Raw genomic sequence first — 17,057 nt, 5'->3', positions numbered from 1 at the left:
CATTTGGGCGACGTATTTGTTGATGTCCACCCAGAATTGACCCACCTAAGCCAGTAAATTTGGACTGAACCCCAGAGACTGGCAAGCGTCATTTGAAGGCCGCATGTACAGGCAGCGCGATTGTGTCCAAAGTAGTCCCCGCCAAATAAGTGGTGGGGACTACTTTGTCTAAAGACGACTTGCAGGTTTCGAATCGCAAGGGCCGACCGAACTATGACCCGGCCTACAAGCAACAGATCGCAATAGCGGCTTGTGAATCCAACATCTCAGTGGCCAAACTGGCTCAGGTCCATGGACTCAATCCAAACATGGTTTTTAGATGGCGCCGCGAGTATCGTGCTGGTTTGCTTAGCAACGGCGGCACCGACCCAACAGTGCTAATCCCGGTCACTTTGCCAACTGAGGTAAAAGCGGAGGCCTCCACGACCCCTTCGATTGGGCCCAATTCTGGCGAGCCCCCGCGTGAAGCAGCAAGCATCGAGATCGAGCTTAATGGTGCGCTCGTTCGGCCCACTGACAGGGTCGACCCCATTCAATTGCGTTTAGTTCTCCGCTGTCTGATGCCCTCATGATTGCACCTCCTTCCGGTACCCGTATTTGGCTGGCCGCTGGACTGCAACTTAAAAGAGGGTTGGAAGGAGTTAATGTATAACCGCGCTGATGCGTACAGCATCCGGGGGCGGAGCCGCGATAGCGACGCCTGTTACGGACATCGCGGTTGACGCTAGCATTATAAAAATCCGCGTTGCAATGCGTTCACGAACTGCGGTTTGTCCGCAGTTGTTGCATTGATGCTTCTGCACGTTGAAGGCTGTGCTGGATACCAAGCATTACTAAAGAATTTGATGAGAGCGCTTAAATCGGACCTTCTTGTGGACTGCATCTCGTCTCCTTCGTAGTTTTACCCGATACCTATCTGCGGTGCCGTCGGACCGCGCCGCATCAGTACAAGCCTGTTGCATGGGTTTCCTGCACAGGGTTGATGTGATCGTTTTCCCTTACCCGACGACTGACTGACGCAGATCCACAAAGCCAGCAACCCCGTCTGCACGGCGCCACAGCCGCCTCCTCGATCTCGCCGATTGCCGCTCACAGCGGCTTGCGCTTCCTTGACACGCAACAAAAATTGCGTAGTATTGGTATAGCAATATTAATTGCGTAAGCGTTGGTGTCCAATCGCCAGCCGCGCCAGGATCGCACTCCGGCGTCACGCAGCGACAGAGAACAGGAGGAGTGAGAGTCATGTATGAGAAGTTCGGTTTATTCATTGGCGGCGAGTGGCGTTCTACGGGGGGCAATGGCTTCGCAGAGGTGTTCGACCCTGCCACTGAGGACGTCCTCGGTCGCATACCCCTGGCTTCAGTGGAGGACGTGGAGCGGGCGATCGATGCGGCGGCTACAGGGCTGAAGCTCTGGCGGCAGACGCCTGCCTGGACGCGTGCGGACATCCTGCATCGGGTGGCCGATGAAATGCTCCGGGCGACAGAAGAGGGCGCACGGCGCATCACGCTCGAATCTGGCAAGCCGCTCGTTCAGGCGAAGCGGGAATGGCAGCTGAGCGTCGACCAGTTTCGCTGGTATGCCGAAGAGGCGCGGCGCATATACGGGCGGGTTGTGGAAAGTCGTGCTCCGGGCGGCCGGTTCGAAGTCCTGCACGAGCCGGTCGGGATCGTGGCGGCCTTTACGGCGTGGAATTTTCCCGCGGTGCTCATTGCTCGCAAGGTCGCGCCTGCGCTCGCTGCCGGGTGTTCGATCATTGTGCGTCCGTCGACCGAAGTACCGGGCGTTGCGATGGTCATCTTCGAATGCCTGCGCAAGGCCGGTGTGCCCGCCGGTGTGGCGAATCTCGTGATTGGTCCGACCTCCACGACCTACGCGACGCTCGTTGCCTCTTCTCAGGTGAGAAAGATCACGCTGACCGGGTCGACATCTGTTGGCCAACAGATGATTCGCGATTCGGCACAGACGCTGAAACGCGTCAGCATGGAACTGGGTGGGAATGCACCCCTTGTGGTGTTCGATGACGCCGATCTTGAAACTGCTCTGGATCTGGCCGTTGCAACGAAATATGCAAACGCGGGGCAGGTGTGCGTCACGCCCGACCGCTTCTATGTCCAGAAGGGCATCTACAGCCGGTTCGTTTCCGGTTTCACCGAGCGTGCCAAGGCGCTACGCCTCGGCAATGGGCTGGACGATGCGACGCAGATGGGGCCGCTTATTAATCAGCGCCGACGCGAAGCCATTGAGTCGATCGTGGCAGACAGCGTCGCTGTCGGCGCAAGCGTCGCAGCGGGAGGACGCCGTCCGTCAGGGTTGGGCAAAGGCTTCTTCTTCGAACCGACGGTGCTGTCCGACGTTCCTCCGCAGGCACTGGCGCTAGTTGAAGAGAATTTTGGCCCGATCGCTGCGATCACTCCATTCGGTGATCCAGAGGACGCCTATACCTGGGCTAACGATTCCCCATACGGCCTGTCCGCCTATGTATTTACAAGGGACCCGGGGCGAATCCGGGAAGCGGTGTCACGGATAGAGGCGGGCATGGTTGGTGTGAACAGTTTCGCACTCGCGGCAGCCGAAGCGCCGTTCGGCGGGATCAAATCGAGCGGCATGGGGCGGGAGGGCGGACTCGAAGGTGTCCTTGACTTCATGAACGTCAAGCTCGCGCAGATTGCAGTCTAGGAGAGGGGCTATGAAACTCAATAACATCAAGTCGTTGTGGTCGGACGGCAAGCCTGTCGTGAACGGCTGGCTTGCCTTCGCATGTCCGTTTTCCGCCGAAATCATGGCAGAACAAGGATATGACTCAATCACGATCGACATGCAGCACGGCCTGGTTGGCTACGAAGTTGCCACCACCATGCTACAGGCGATGCGCGCAAGCACAGTGGTCCCGCTTGTCCGGGTGCCGTGGCTCGACCCGGGCGACATCATGAAAGCGCTCGATGCGGGCGCTTACGGCGTGATTTGTCCGATGGTCAATACCGCGGAGGATGCGGCGAGGCTGGTTTCCTACGTGCGTTATCCGCCCCTGGGCTCGCGCAGTTTCGGACCGATACGCGCGAATTTTTCCGCCGGCGCTGACTATGGCCAGCACGCTGACGAGCAGGTTCTCTGCTTTGCGATGATCGAGACGGCGGAGGCCCTGGCGAACATTGACGAGATCGTCTCGACACCAGGTCTGGACGGTGTCTATATCGGACCGGCGGATTTGACGCTTGGTTTGACGGGTAAGAAATATCCGCGCGGATTCGATCGCGAAGAGCCGGAAATGGTCGAGGCCATCCAGCACATCCTGAAGCGTGCACATCACGCCGGCATCAAGGCCGCGCTGCACAACGGAACGCCGGAATATGCGGCTCGCGCCGTGGATTGGGGGTTCGACCTTGTTACGGTGTCCAGCGACGCGCGGCTGCTTGCGGGTGCGGCGCAGGCAAGCGTGAAGTCCTTGCGCGCGGTGCTCGGCAAGACGACCTCTTCGGACGCGAAGCCGGCGGGAGGTTACTGACATGCCCCACGTACTGGTAGCCGGACGGATTCACGACGCGGGGCTGGATATCCTGCGCAATGCCCGCGGTGTGACCTTCGACCTCGTTGAGGACATATCGGTCGCGTCCTATGCACCGCTGGCACCGAATGCGGATGCGATCCTCATCCGTACCCAGCCACTGCCGCGTGCGGTGATCGAATCCGCAACACGACTCAAGATCGTGTCGCGACATGGTGTCGGGTTTGATGCCGTTGATGTCGAAGCATTGACCGAGCGATCAATTCCATTGGCGATTATTGGCGACGTCATCTCAAACTCGGTCGCCGAGCACAGCATGATGCTGGTGCTTGCGCTCGCCAAGCGAACGATCGTGTACGACCGGAAGACCCGAGCCTCTTCCTGGCAATATCGGAACAGCTACGATGCATGGGAACTCAACGGCCGGACGTTGCTGCTGCTGGGGTTCGGTCGTATTGGCAAGGCGATGGCGAGAATGGCCGCAGGTTTTAACATGAAGACTCTCGCCTACGATCCGTACGTTGCAGTCGAAACAATGAGTGCATTTGGTGTAACGCCTGTCAGCGATCTGCGGCAAGCCCTCGCTGAGGCTGATGTGGTGTCAGTTCACATGCCGAAGTCAGTGAATGGTCCGTTGCTCGGAGCCCGGGAATTGGGGTGGATGAAACCCTCGTCGATCGTGGTGAACACAGCGCGTGGAGGAATTGTCGACGAGCAAGCACTTCGGGAGGCGCTCTCCGCAGGCCGTCTGGCCGGGGCTGGCCTCGACGTGTTCGAGAGCGAGCCGCCGGGGCCGGATAACCCCCTGTTTGATTTCGACAATGTCGTACTAAGTCCGCACTCTGCGGGTTTAACTGAAGAAGCGGCGGCCGGCATGGCGATGTCCGCTGCCACGAATATTGTTAACTTCTTCGCTGGCCATCTGGACCCGGCGCTGGTGGTCAACGACGTGGGAATCGCCCCGCCCGCGACGATGGACTGAGTGCAGGGCTGATGGGGCAAAGCTTGCCGAAGACATGCGAAGGACTTTTACGTCACGTCATCAATGACCCAAGAGCTGGGGACAGCCTGCGATTGGCGAGCTGCGCGCTGGAATCAGCGAGGACGGGTAGAACGGTGATGGTCAGCTAAAGGGGCGTCAGGTCGAGTCGGGTTCAATACATAAGGGTGAATCCATCATGCAGGAAATTGGCATTGGCATGATCGGTACCGGCTTCATGGGAAAAACTCACGCCTTGGCCTATCGCGCCATGGCTGGCGTGTTCCTTGAATCCCGACGTCCGACACTCGTTGCAGTTGCCGATATCGATGCAGACGCCGCGAGGCGCGCCGCAGCGCAGTTTGGCTTTGCGCGAGCGATCCCGGACTGGAAGTCACTCGTGACCGATCCAGCAGTCGACGTTGTGTCGATCACTACGCCTAACCTGGTGCACAAGGAGATGGCAGGCTGATCGATCGACAGTACCGTGCAGGAAAGGGGGCAGTTGTTCATGCAGGAGGGCATGTGCGTCGTCGCGGCCGTGCAGCGATCTCCCCGGTCCGGCAGGTTGACGGGGTGATTCATTCGGGACAGTGGGGACAGGTGTGAGAGTATTGGTTGAGGGCGGCCACATGGGCGACGCTGACCGGGTACTGCGACTCAGGCTTGCCGGAGGCGACCACTGGTGGCATCGTTTGGCTGACAGGACTATCAGCGAGACGAGACGCAACCGGAATGACGAGCGAAAAGAAACCGAAGATGACCAAGGAAACGACCGGCGAGCAGCTTATCCCGGAGGAGAACTACGAGGGGATCGTCAACGTAATCACCACGGAGTACCCCAAGCTGTCTGAGCGGTATCAGCAGGTAGCGCGGTTTTTCACACAGAACCCCAACGTGGTGGCGCTGGAGTCGATCAACGCGATCGCGGCCAAATGCGGGGCACATCCTTCCATTCTCGTGCGTTTTGCACAGCACTTCGGATATTCCGGCTTCAAGCAACTCCAGGCGGTGTTTCAGACGCGTCTTGCGACCACCGCTCCGGGTTTTCGTGAGCGCATCAATGCCTTGGAGGTGGATCTCAAGCGCAACGTCGATCAGGGCAACCTTGGATTTTTGCATGACCTGGTGGTGCGTGACATCGCGACGCTTCAGGCGCTGTTGAGCAACGTGACCGAGGAAAGCCTCACGCAGGCAGCCCACTATCTGAAGGACGCGCAGACGATTTACATCGCTGGCCAGCTTCGTTCGGAACCCATAGCGCAGTTTCTGCGCTACATCCTGTCGATGCTGCAACGCAAGGTGATCCTGCTTGACGCATCAGGAGGACTGGCGCCGGAAATGGCTTCGACGATGGCCCGGGAAGATGTGCTGGTCGCCATCGCCTTTCGCCACTACGCCAAGGAAGTCGTCACGATCTCGGACATCGCGGCGCGGGCGGGCGTGCCCATTGTGGCGATTACAGACAGTCAGCTTTCGCCTCTCGCGAAGGACGCAAGCGTGCTCTTTGCCATTCCGGAAGAGGAGTACACGTTCTCGCGTTCGCTTGCTGCGCCCATGTGCCTGACGCAGTGCATCGGCATTGCCCTCGCTGCGCTTCTTCAGCCCGGCCATGACGGAGCGCCGCGCATTGCGACCGTCACAGAGAACGAGCGGAACCGGGGCAAACGGTCCCGGCAACGCACGCAATGATGCGACTGATGTAACAGGCGCATCACGTCGGTCCGGCACAGTAGTCGCTTCAGGTTTTTTCCCCCGCAATCCCTTTGCTGCCCGATGTCATCGGGCTGTGAGCGCTCGTGCGCCAAGGTGCAGAATGCACTGGGAAAACCCTTAAGCAATTTTAATTGCTGAAACACGTTATCTGCAATAAAGTTTGAGAAGGGCGGCGGTGCGACTAGCCCGCGGCCATCCCGAACGTGTGAGGAGAAGACAATGTCGACCATTCGCTGCACCGTGGCACAAGCCATAGTGCGTTACCTGAAGAGCCAGCTTACCGAGATCGACGGAAAGCGCGTTCCGCTCTTTCCTGGCGTCTTCGGTATATTCGGACACGGCAATGTCACCTGTCTCGCAGAAGCGCTTGAAGCGGTAAAAGACGAATTCCCCACCTGGCGCGGCCAGAACGAGCAATCGATGGCGCTCGCAGCGATTGCTTTTGCAAAAGCGAAACGTCGGCGCCAGATCATGGTCGCCACCTCGTCAATTGGACCCGGTGCGACTAACTTTGTGACCGCAGCTGGCCTTGCCCACGCCAACCGGTTGCCGATCCTCTTCCTGTCTGGCGACACATTCGCAAGCCGCCGTCCGGATCCGGTCTTGCAGCAAGTCGAGCATTTTAACGATCCGTCGATGACGGTCAATGATGCGTTCAAGGCGGTCACCCGGTACTGGGACCGCATCACGCATCCGGAGCAGATCATCTCATCGCTGCCACAGGCGGTAGCCGTGATGCTGGATCCTGCGGACTGCGGTCCGGCTTTCCTCGGTTTGTGTCAAGACATCCAGGAAGTGGCATTTGATTATCCGGCCGCGTTCTTTGAACCGACGGTTCATTCGATCCCCCGGCCAAGGCCCGATAGCACTCGCGTGGCGCAGGCCGTGGCGGTGCTCAAGGAGGCGCAGCGCCCCATCATCATCGCCGGCGGGGGCGTACGTTACTCAGAGGCTGAGCGGGCCGTCGTGAAGCTTGCTCAAGAGCGCGGTATTCCCATCGTGGAAACAATCGCGGGCAAAGGTACGCTCACACACGATCACCCGGTCCACATCGGACCGCTAGGCATCGTCGGATCGAGCTCGGCTAACGCGCTCGCCGGCGAGGCGGATGTTGTGCTCGCGATCGGCACGCGCTTGCAGGATTTCACTACCGGCTCGTGGAGCTGCTTCTCACACGGCGCGAAGTTTGTTGCTATCAACACAGCGCGCTTTGACGCGGTCAAGCACCGCTCGCTTGCGCTCATCGGCGACGCGCGGGAAACCGTCACCGAGCTGGATGCCGCGCTCGGAGACTGGCACGTGGATGCGTCATGGCTCGAGCACGGCCGGCGTGAATTTGCACGCTGGAACGATGCCCTGGATGCTGGCCAGAAGCACACCGATGCCACCGTGCCTACGTACGCGCAAGTTGTCGGCGTCGTGAATGAAGAAGCCGCGCAACGAGACTATGTCATTTCCGCTGCGGGCGGCTTGCCCGGCGAACTGGTCAAGGGCTGGCGAGTCAAGGCGCCGGGTACGTTCGATTGCGAGTTCGGTTTTTCCTGTATGGGCTACGAGATCGCTGGCGGCTGGGGTGCAGCAATGGCTGATCCGTCACGTGACGTGTTCGTCATGGTCGGCGATGGCTCATACATGATGATGAACTCCGACATCTATTCGTCAGTGCTGGCGGGACACAAGATGATTGTTCTTGTGTGCGACAACGGCGGCTTCGGCGTCATTAACCGGCTTCAGAACGGCAAGGGCGGAGCATCGTTCAACAACTTGCTGAAGGACAGCAAGGTCAAGGAGGCCTTCCCGGTTGATTTCATCCGTCATGCCGAATCGATGGGAGCACTTGCTCGCCGCGCCAATACGCTCGACGAGCTGCGCGATGCCTTGAAGTGGGCGAAGTCGAATGACCGGACCACCGTCATCTCGATCGTGACCGATGCCTTCGCGTGGACGCCGGGCGACGCGTGGTGGGACGTCGGGGTTCCGCAGGTCAGTGAGCGCGAAGAGGTGCAGGCCGCGCGCAAGGATCAGGAAGAGGGCCGTACGAAACAGCGAATCGGCGTTTGATCACTCCTACTACGGGAAAGAGATATGACACTGAAAGCAAAGCTGGGCATTGCTCCAATCGCCTGGTCCAACGATGACCTGCCGCAACTGGGCGGCGATACACCGCTCGAAACGTGTCTCGCCGAGAGCGCTGAAGCCGGGTTCCTCGGCGTCGAGACGGGCGGGAAGTTTCCGAAGACGAGTGCCGAGTTGAAGCCGCTGCTGTCACGGTTTGGCCTGCGGCTCGCGTCGGGGTGGTATTCAGGCACCGTCCTGGACTCAGACCTCGAAGCGGAAAAGCACAAGGTGCTGGCGCAGCTTGCGTTATTTCGCGAATGTGGCGCCGCGTGCCTGGTGTACGGCGAGACCGCCGGCACCATCCAGAACCGCCAGAACGTCCCGCTGACAGGTCGACGTACGCTCCACGACGACGACTTCGTCGCATATGGTCGCAAGCTAACGAAGTTCGGCGAGTTCTGTGCCGAACAGGGCGTGCCGCTCGCGTTTCACCATCACATGGGTACCGCGATTGAAAGCGCACCGGACATCGACCGTCTGATGGCCCATACCGGCGAGGCAGTGCATCTTCTGCTCGATACCGGGCACGCGGTGTTCGCCGGTGCCGATCCAATCGCGATCCTGAACCGGCATGGAAAGCGGGTTATTCATGTGCATGCAAAGGACATCCGCGGCGGTGTTCTGTCTGGATTGGACCGCTCACATGAGTCCTTTCTGGACGCGGTGCTCAAAGGCGTTTATACGGTGCCCGGCGACGGCGCGATCGATTTCGCGACCGTCGCGCAAAAACTTGCCGAGATTGGTTACGAGGGCTGGTTTGTGGTTGAGGCGGAGCAGGATCCTGCCAACGCTCCGCCGCTCGAGTACGCGAGAATTGGACATCGTTCGCTCACCATGGCATTGCAGCGAGCCGGCTACGACATCGAAAGGAGTACGACATGAATCAGTTCGAGGGAAAAATTGCGGTTATCACAGGTGGCACTCAAGGTCTGGGCGCGGCAATTGCCACGCTCTTTGCACAGCGAGGCGCCGAGGGAATCATCATTTGTGGTCGCTCGCGTGAGAAGGGTGAAGCAAAAGCGAGAGAACTGACTGCCGCGACAAAGGCGAAAGTGGTGTTCGTACCAGCGGACCTGTCAAGCGTCGATGACTGCCGTGCGGTCATCGCGGCTGCTGACCAGTCCTTTGGTCGGGTCGACGCGCTTGTCAACGCAGCAGCCATCAGCGATCGCGGCACAATTCTGGACACCACGCCGGAACGCTTTGACGAGATGTTTGCGACGAATGTGCGCGGGCCGTTCTTCCTGATGCAGGACGCGATCAAACTCATGCTTCGAACGGAAACCAAAGGCACGATCGTCAACATTTGTTCCATGGCGAGTCTGGCGGGCCAACCGTTTATCTGCGCTTACTCCGCTTCCAAGGGCGCACTGGCCACCCTCACCCGAAACACCGCGTTTGCGGCGCTGAGGAACCGGATTCGCGTGAACGGCCTGAACATTGGATGGATGGCATCCGAGGGCGAAGACCGGATCATGAAAACGTACCACGGGGCAAAGGACAACTGGCTCGATGAGGCCGCGCAGAAATTGCCTTTTGGCCGCCTGATCGATCCTGCCGAGGTGGCACGCGCAGTAGCGTTCCTGAGCAGTGACGAGTCCGGGCTGATGACAGGCTCCGTGGTCGAGTATGACCAGTCCGTGTGGGGAGGATACGACGAGCCTCCAGGCCCGAACGCGGCGTTGTGACCGGTCAACGAACTCGGGCCGCCAGTGATCGCGGCGCACGTCGCGCCGCACTTCTCGAACTTGAATGAGGTCGTGGAAATCATGCGTACCATCAAGGGGCCGGGCGTCTTCCTCGCCCAGTTCGCAGCCAATGAGGCCCCCTTTAGCACGTTTGCCGGACTGCTTGACTGGGCTGCAGACAAGGGCTTCACGGGAGTTCAACTGCCGGCGTGGGACGCGAGAGTCATCGATCTCGCGAAGGCCGCTGAGAGCCAGACGTATGCGGACGAAATCAGGGGCGTGGCAGCGGTACGTGGTCTGACGGTGACTGAACTTGCGACGCACCTTCAGGGCCAACTAGTAGCCTCTCATCCCGCCTACGACGTGATAGCTGATTCGTTCGCACCGCAGGCCGTGCGCGGCAATCCGCAGCGGCGTCAGGAATGGGCTCGAGAGCAATTGTTGCTGGCTGCCAAGGCTTCGCGCCGGCTAGGACTTGACCGTCATGTCACTTTTTCGGGCACGTTACTTTGGCCCTACCTGTACCCTTATCCGCAGTGGCCCGAAGGGCTGATCGATGAGGCATTCGATGAGCAGGCACGTCGCTGGCGGCCCATCCTCGACGCATTTGATCACGAGGGTGTCGACCTGTGCTACGAAATTCATCCGGCAGAAGATCTGCACGATGGCCTGACCTTTGAGATGTTCCTCGAGCGCGTCGGCAATCACCCTCGTTGCAACATCATGTATGACCCGAGTCACCTGGTCCTGCAATCGATCGACTACCTCTCCTACATCGATCACTACCACGAACGCATCCGTATGTTTCACGTAAAGGACGCTGAGTTCCGCCCAAACGGCAAAACCGGGGCGTACGGTGGCTTCCAGCCCTGGGCCAGTCGCGCCGGCAGGTTCCGTTCACTCGGAGACGGGCAGGTTGACTTCAAATCCATTTTCTCGAAGCTCTCAACCTACGATTTCGACGGTTGGGCCGTCCTCGAGTGGGAATGCTTCCTGAAAAACTCCGAGGATGGCGCGGCGGAAGGTGCACGCTTTATTCGCGATCACATCATCAGCGTATCAGACCGGGCTTTTGACGATTTCGTGAAATCGGGCGCGGACCGCGCGTCGAACCGGGCGATCCTCGGCCTCGGACAGGAGGCGCAATGAACAGCACAAGCATCAACAGGCGTTTGCGTCTTGCTATGGTTGGCGGAGGCGAAGGCGCATACATCGGTGGCATCCACCGTTATGCATCGCGTCTCGATGACCAGTACGAGCTTGTAGCAGGTGCGTTCGACATCTCAGCCGAAAAAGGGCGGGCGTTTGCCGGGAGCGTTGGCGTCGCAAGCAACCGTGCGTATGGCAGCTACCTCGAACTGATCGAAGGTGAACGTGCGAGAGCAGACAAGGTGGACATCGTTTCAATCTGCACTCCAAATCATACGCATTTCCCGATCGCGAAGGCATTGATTGAAGCAGGCTTTGACATCATTTGCGAAAAGCCGATGACGACCACCCTGGAGGACGCGGTGAGCCTGCATCAGTTGGCCCGGTCAAGTGGCTGCTTCGTTGGCGTCACCTATACATATAGCGGATATCCGCTTGTACACGAAGCCCGCGCGCTGGTTGCGCAAGGCGTGATCGGCACGGTGCGGGTGGTGCAGGTCGAATACCCGCTTGAGTGGATGGCTACGGCGATCGAGGCTGCGGGAAATACCCAGGCGGAATGGCGAACGGATCCAAAAAGATCCGGGCGGGGTGGAAGCATTGGAGACATTGGCACACATGCTTACCATCTCGCCGCTTTTGTGAGCGGATTGAAGCTCGACGCGCTATGCGCCGATCTGGCGACGTTCGTCCCCGGTCGATCATTGGATGACAACGCGCACGTGATGTTGAGGTACGAAGGAGGCGCTCGCGGCCTGCTCTGGTCGTCGCAGGTAGCGGTTGGTCACTCTAATGGGTTGCGGCTTCGGATAACTGGCGATAAAGGCAGTCTCGCATGGGCCCAGGAACAACCCAATGAGCTCCTTCATACACCGCTTGGCCGTGCACCCGCCACTATCAAGCGCGGCCGTGACGATGTTTCAGACGCGGCGAGAGTCCGGACGCGCACCCCTCCGGGGCATCCGGAGGGATATATCGAGGCCTTTGCCAATCTCTATGGCGGGTTCGCCGAAGCGATTCGGGCGCGGTTGGACAATCGGCAAGTCGGTCCGCTCGGCCGGGACATACCGGTCGCCTACGATGGTTTGAAAGGCGTAGCGTTTGTCGACGCGGTGGTAGACAGCTTCGAGCGTGGATCGGTCTGGGTGAAGCCGGAATTCGTCTAGTGGCGCGAGGAGTCGGTCGGTAACCCAGCAAGCAGGACGCTGCCGTATTCCTGGGCAGAGAAATGCAGTTTATCGTTACCAGTATCGATAGTTTTATTAGTAATACTATTCAATAAAATATGATCGTTCATTTCTGCATTGAGCGCGGCAGATCCATGAGATCAGGAGGCCGGGGTGGCAGTAACCCATCCCAAGATAATTGGTGCCTTGCTGAAATGCGCTGTGCGGTACCGCTGACTTTGTGACGGGAGAATCCCGGGCATTCTTGCAAGTGAATCTGTCCGGGAACTGCCCGACACCAGCGGTCGATGAGAAGACAGTTTTCAACCCGGAAGCGGCCCCCGATGAATTGCGATTCAAAACCCGTTACAGCGGTTACTGCCAAGACGCCAGGGACTGCGGTGGGACGCAGCCTATTTTGCCTCAGTGCGGCGGTCTTTATCTGTGGGATTACTTTTGGCGCCCTGTTGCCGGTCGTTTCCATTTTCGTCGGGCGTCTGCTCGGGTTCAGCAACGTCGTTGCCGGTACGGCTGTAAGCGCGCATTTTCTTGCGACACTGCTCACGCGCGGATATGCCGGGCGTCAGGCTGACCATTTGGGAGCCCGCAGGTCGATGTTGCGGGGTTTGCTGTCGTGCTCGGCTGCTGGCGTGGCTTTCGCTGGCGCAACGCTGTTCACGGGAGCACCCGTCTTTCAACTGGCGTGCGTGATGGTCAGTCGTGTGTTTTCGGGTTTGGGAGAAAGTCAACTCATCACAGGAGCGTTGACCTGGGGAATCGGGCTGGCGGGTGCGCAGCGCTCGGGCAAGGTGATGGCGTGGAACGGAATGGCACTATATGGCGCCATTGCAGTCGGTGCGCCATGCGGTATGGCATTGGTTCACATTGGAGGCTTCGCTCTGGTCGGCGTCGCCATGATCGGGTTGCCGTTGATTGCGTGCGTTGCAGTACTTGGCCTTTCAGCGGTCGCAGCCAGTGGCGGGCATCGCAGCGGTTTTCGTGAGGTACTCGGAGTCGTCTGGCGTCCCGGGATAACCCTCGCGTTGCAAGGGTTTGGTTTTGCTGCAATCAGCTCCTTTGTTTCCCTTTATTTCGTTGCGCGGGGATGGGCAAATGCGGGGCTGGCTTTATCCAGCTTCGGCTTTGCTTTCGTTCTGGTCAGGCTGTTACTCGGATCGTTGCCTGATAGGCTGGGCGGGTATCGGGTCGCACTGGGATCGATGTGTGTCGAGGCAGTCGGCCAACTCATCATGTGCCTGGCGTCCAGTGCTGCGATCGCCGTGTTGGGTGCAGCCGTGACGGGAGCGGGATGTTCCTTGATGTTTCCAGCGCTTGGATCGATGACCGTAAAGCGCATGCCATCGCACAGCCGGGCCATCGCCCTAGGAACTTTCACCGCTTTTCAGGATATTGCCTATTTCGTAACGGGACCGCTTGCGGGTCTGATCGCGTCAGGGCTGGGGTACGAAGCCATCTTCGGAGCAGGCGTGGTTACGTCGTGTGCCGGCGTCGCCGTGACGGTATGGAGCAAACGGGCCACATGACTGCTCATCAGTATGCGATAGACGGGGAGAGTCGTCTGATTCGATAGTTGAAGGTGATTGTCGGGACGCCCAGCTGCTTGGGGTAAAGGAAACATCCATGTAAGTAGTCACAGATCGTATGGCGGTTTCGCGCAGGTTGTTCGAGGTCGGCCGGGCACCGTGCTGACGTAGCGAACGAGCTTGTCCACTGGCCGCGCAGATGTTGGAGCGCCTTGCCAAACGCGCTTTATGGCGACGGTTCAAATCCTGGTGGCCATGCCGGCAAAGATATCGAATCGGTCGCTTTCCGGCATATTTAATATGCATAACGTATTAAATGAAGGCAGAGAATTTTCTGAACCAACCCGCATGTTTACGATTTGAACCAACAGATCGACTCGTGCCGCAAGACACATCGTGCGGTGGTCCGTGGGACCGGTAAGCATTCGGGGTCGAGGCCGGCCGCCGCTGACACGACCGCCAAAACAAATTGGTACGAACTCTGTTGCGCGACAACGCAACAACAATTGCATGGGGACGTGCGCTGCGGCGTCCGATAGAAAGAGGTGCCCTGGAGCCTATCGTTTTCCCTTGGTTCACTTTGGCCGGTCGCGCTGCATGGCAGCGGAAAGCCTTGTCGCAAGGGGATCGCGGTTGATAAGGACAACCTCGAGAAGGCCGTCGGAAGGGCATGGAAATCTTGACACGCAACAAAAATTGCATAATATAGATTATGCAACATTAAGTGCCTTTCACACGAGGACATCGCCCGCTGGCCAGCATGGCCACGCGCAGCAACGAAGGCTGACGGGCACACAGAGGAGCGAGTCATGTATGAGAAGTTCGGCCTCTTCATCCCTGGCCCGAGCCCCTTAATTGGGGCTCGTGAGCGGAGTGGGATGAAACCATCGGCGATAGAGGTGAATACCGATCAAGGGGGTATCGCCGACGAAGCAGCGTTAAGTGAAGTACTTCTTTCACGCCGATTGTCAGGTGCCGGCCTCGACGTATTCGACATGGAGCCACCACTCGCTGACAGTCCGCCGTTGCGCGGCGAACGCAGGGTACTAAATCCTTATTCGGTAGCGTTGACGGAAGAGGCCGCCACTCGAAGGTTGGGCGCTGCGGTGACAAACATCACGGACTTCTTTTCGGGCAGGCTCGATCCACAGCGTTAATAAACACTAGCCGGTCGGACTACCGGCGACCGTAAATAAAATTGGAGACAGGTATGACACGCATTGCCGTATTGGGCGCCGGACGAATCGGCAAAATCCATGCTGCAAACGCTGCTGCTAGCCGGCACGCGTCGTTGGTTGTCGTAGCAGATCCGTTCGGAGATGCCGCTCGGTCGCTCGCAGAACAACTTGGATGCGACGCTGTTTCGAATCCCCTGGACGCAATTTCGCGTGCAGATGTGGACGCTGTGATCATCTGCACCCCAACCGACACGCACGTCGACTTGATGTTGGCTGCGGCGCGTGCGGGGAAGGCCGTGCTTTGCGAAAAGCCGGTGGATTTGGATATCAAGCGAGCCGACACCGCCGTGGCGGAACTGGAAGCGCTAGGGGTGCCGGTGATGCTGGCATTCAATCGGCGTTTCGATCCTAGCTCGATCGAGCTTCGACGCGCCATCGACGCAGGCGACATTGGCGACGTGAGGCAGGTGATCATCTCGAGCCGGGACCCCGGGCTGCCGCCGCTGGATTATCTGAAGCACTCGGGCGGAATCTTCAAAGATATGACCATCCACGATTTCGACATGGCCCGATGGCTGCTCGGTGAAGAACCCGTGTCGGTAATGGCTGTTGCGAGCAGGGTCGTGGAGAGCACTCTCTCGGAACTCGACGACTTCGATACGTTGATGGTGATCATGCAAACGGAGTCCGGGAAGCAATGTCACATCAACTGCTGCCGGGAAGCCGTCTATGGATACGATCAGCGGTTCGAAATTTTCGGCTCACGGGGAATGCTGCTGAACGAGAACTTGAGGCCAACAACCGTGCGTCGATATACGGCGGAGCAAACCGAGTCTCGGCAACCCTTGCTCAACTTTTTCCTTGAGCGCTATGCCGATGCATATCGGGCCGAACTCGAAGCGTTTCTTACCGCTTTGCGCGACGGTCGGCCGATGCCGGTCACTCCAAAGGATGGCCGTCAGGCATTGAAGCTTGCGGATTGCGCAGTGGAATCCGTGAGAACTGGACGGATGGTAAAGGTCGACTAAGGGCGGGACCCGCCTTACGCGCGTGTTCAGAATAACGAAGGATTTTACGGCGATTTCATGGCTACGCCCGGTCATCAACCCGGCGTCAACGACTTGAAAGGCATGGGAGATTCAAAAGGTTACCGACACGTTCATTCGCTCCTCGCGAGAGAGGAGTCGGCTCAACGTGTCGTAAGTCACCGACGGATCACGGCCTCGATGCCGGGACGCTTACTAAATCAGGAGACGTGGTCTATGGCTATTCTTGAGTTAAGGAATGTATCGAAAAGCTTCGGCGCCATTCAAGCTGTTTCGGATGTCAGCTGTTCGATTCGAAAGGGCGAGGTAGTCGCCCTTATGGGAGACAACGGCGCAGGAAAATCTACGCTCGTCAAAATGATCGCCGGCAACTTTCCGCCGACCGGTGGTGAGATTTCCGTGGACGGCGAGCTTTGTCACTTCAACCGGCCAATCGATGCCAGAGAGAAAGGCATTGAGATGGTCTATCAGGACCTGGCGCTAAGCGATAACCTTACGGCCGCCGGAAATGTTTTCCTCGGCCGTGAACTAAAGCGCAGAGTTGGCCCGTTCAGCATCCTGGATGACAAGGCCATGGCTGAACGCTCAGCCGAACTTTTTGCGGAACTGAAGTCCGAGACCCGCCCGTGGCAACTCGTACGGAGAATGTCGGGGGGGCAGCGCCAAGCTGTCGCAATCGCCCGTACTCGTCTTTCCAATCCGAAGCTCGTTGTCATGGACGAGCCGACGGCAGCCATCAGCGTTCGACAAGTCGCCGAAGTCCTTGCCCTGATCGAGCGGCTCAGAGACACGAATCACACTGTGATCCTGATTAGTCACCGCATGCCCGACGTCTTCGCGGTTTGCAGCCGCGTCCTCGTCATGCGCCGCGGTCGGAAAGTTGCGGATAAGAGCATTGCCTCGAGTTCACCTGAAGAAGTCACTGGGCTGATCACTGGTGCGATCGAATCGGCCTGACGGCGATCTAG

Annotated in this window: 15 protein-coding genes; all 15 read left to right on the top strand. The window is 58.7% G+C overall.

Going from position 1 to position 17,057, the window contains the following annotated elements; genetic code table 11:
- Window positions 1-149: 149 nt before the first annotated feature.
- The 15 genes from tnpA (at window position 150) to EOS_RS41800 (ending at window position 17,046) form a co-directional block, all read left to right on the top strand.
- Window positions 150-572, top strand: a complete 423-nt coding sequence (gene tnpA / locus EOS_RS45405) for an IS66-like element accessory protein TnpA (RefSeq protein ID WP_075645500.1) — start codon at window positions 150-152, stop codon at window positions 570-572.
- A gap of 670 nt (window positions 573-1,242) precedes the next feature.
- The gene (locus EOS_RS41865; protein WP_047898114.1) at window positions 1,243-2,679 is read left to right on the top strand and encodes an NAD-dependent succinate-semialdehyde dehydrogenase; all 1,437 of its coding nucleotides are present in this window, start codon (window positions 1,243-1,245) and stop codon (window positions 2,677-2,679) included.
- Window positions 2,680-2,689: 10 nt separating this feature from the next.
- Complete coding sequence (locus EOS_RS41860; RefSeq protein WP_047898113.1) at window positions 2,690-3,505, top strand: HpcH/HpaI aldolase family protein; 816 nt, start codon at window positions 2,690-2,692, stop codon at window positions 3,503-3,505.
- A gap of 1 nt (window position 3,506) precedes the next feature.
- The gene (locus tag EOS_RS41855) at window positions 3,507-4,487 is read left to right on the top strand and encodes a hydroxyacid dehydrogenase (RefSeq protein ID WP_047898112.1); all 981 of its coding nucleotides are present in this window, start codon (window positions 3,507-3,509) and stop codon (window positions 4,485-4,487) included.
- Between the two features lie 196 nt (window positions 4,488-4,683).
- Entirely contained in the window at window positions 4,684-4,956 is a 273-nt protein-coding gene (locus tag EOS_RS41850; RefSeq protein ID WP_047898111.1) for a Gfo/Idh/MocA family oxidoreductase, read from the top strand.
- A 263-nt stretch (window positions 4,957-5,219) separates the two neighbouring features.
- Complete coding sequence (locus tag EOS_RS41845) at window positions 5,220-6,176, top strand: MurR/RpiR family transcriptional regulator (protein WP_235443137.1); 957 nt, start codon at window positions 5,220-5,222, stop codon at window positions 6,174-6,176.
- 243 nt (window positions 6,177-6,419) lie between these two features.
- Window positions 6,420-8,261 (top strand): 3D-(3,5/4)-trihydroxycyclohexane-1,2-dione acylhydrolase (decyclizing), encoded by a 1,842-nt coding sequence (gene iolD, locus EOS_RS41840; protein ID WP_047898110.1) that lies wholly within the window; start codon window positions 6,420-6,422, stop codon window positions 8,259-8,261.
- 24 nt (window positions 8,262-8,285) lie between these two features.
- Window positions 8,286-9,200: a myo-inosose-2 dehydratase gene (gene iolE / locus EOS_RS41835; protein ID WP_200908766.1), complete on the top strand. Its 915-nt coding sequence runs from the start codon at window positions 8,286-8,288 to the stop codon at window positions 9,198-9,200.
- Complete coding sequence (locus EOS_RS41830; RefSeq protein WP_047898109.1) at window positions 9,197-10,006, top strand: SDR family oxidoreductase; 810 nt, start codon at window positions 9,197-9,199, stop codon at window positions 10,004-10,006. The genes iolE and EOS_RS41830 overlap by 4 nt, the downstream gene beginning before the upstream one ends.
- Window positions 10,007-10,087: 81 nt before the next feature.
- Window positions 10,088-11,155 (top strand): sugar phosphate isomerase/epimerase family protein, encoded by a 1,068-nt coding sequence (locus EOS_RS41825; protein WP_047898145.1) that lies wholly within the window; start codon window positions 10,088-10,090, stop codon window positions 11,153-11,155.
- Entirely contained in the window at window positions 11,152-12,321 is a 1,170-nt protein-coding gene (locus tag EOS_RS41820) for a Gfo/Idh/MocA family protein (protein ID WP_200908765.1), read from the top strand. Before EOS_RS41825 ends, EOS_RS41820 begins: the two co-directional genes overlap by 4 nt.
- A gap of 308 nt (window positions 12,322-12,629) precedes the next feature.
- Window positions 12,630-13,865 (top strand): arabinose transporter, encoded by a 1,236-nt coding sequence (locus EOS_RS41815; RefSeq protein ID WP_326972986.1) that lies wholly within the window; start codon window positions 12,630-12,632, stop codon window positions 13,863-13,865.
- An 809-nt stretch (window positions 13,866-14,674) separates the two neighbouring features.
- Window positions 14,675-15,022 carry an NAD(P)-dependent oxidoreductase gene (locus EOS_RS41810; protein WP_053064259.1) on the top strand — a complete coding sequence of 116 codons (348 nt, stop codon included), beginning with the start codon at window positions 14,675-14,677 and terminating at the stop codon, window positions 15,020-15,022.
- A gap of 53 nt (window positions 15,023-15,075) precedes the next feature.
- Window positions 15,076-16,071 (top strand): inositol 2-dehydrogenase, encoded by a 996-nt coding sequence (gene iolG, locus EOS_RS41805; RefSeq protein ID WP_047898108.1) that lies wholly within the window; start codon window positions 15,076-15,078, stop codon window positions 16,069-16,071.
- A 234-nt stretch (window positions 16,072-16,305) separates the two neighbouring features.
- A complete protein-coding gene (locus EOS_RS41800; RefSeq protein ID WP_047898107.1) occupies window positions 16,306-17,046 on the top strand; it encodes an ATP-binding cassette domain-containing protein in 741 nt (246 codons plus the stop codon).
- The last annotated feature ends 11 nt before the right edge of the window (window positions 17,047-17,057 follow it).

This window comes from Caballeronia mineralivorans PML1(12), from assembly GCF_001028175.1.
GTDB lineage: Bacteria > Pseudomonadota > Gammaproteobacteria > Burkholderiales > Burkholderiaceae > Caballeronia > Caballeronia mineralivorans.
The sequence above is the reverse complement of the archived record's forward strand: the minus strand, read 5'-3'. Positions and strand labels throughout refer to the sequence as shown.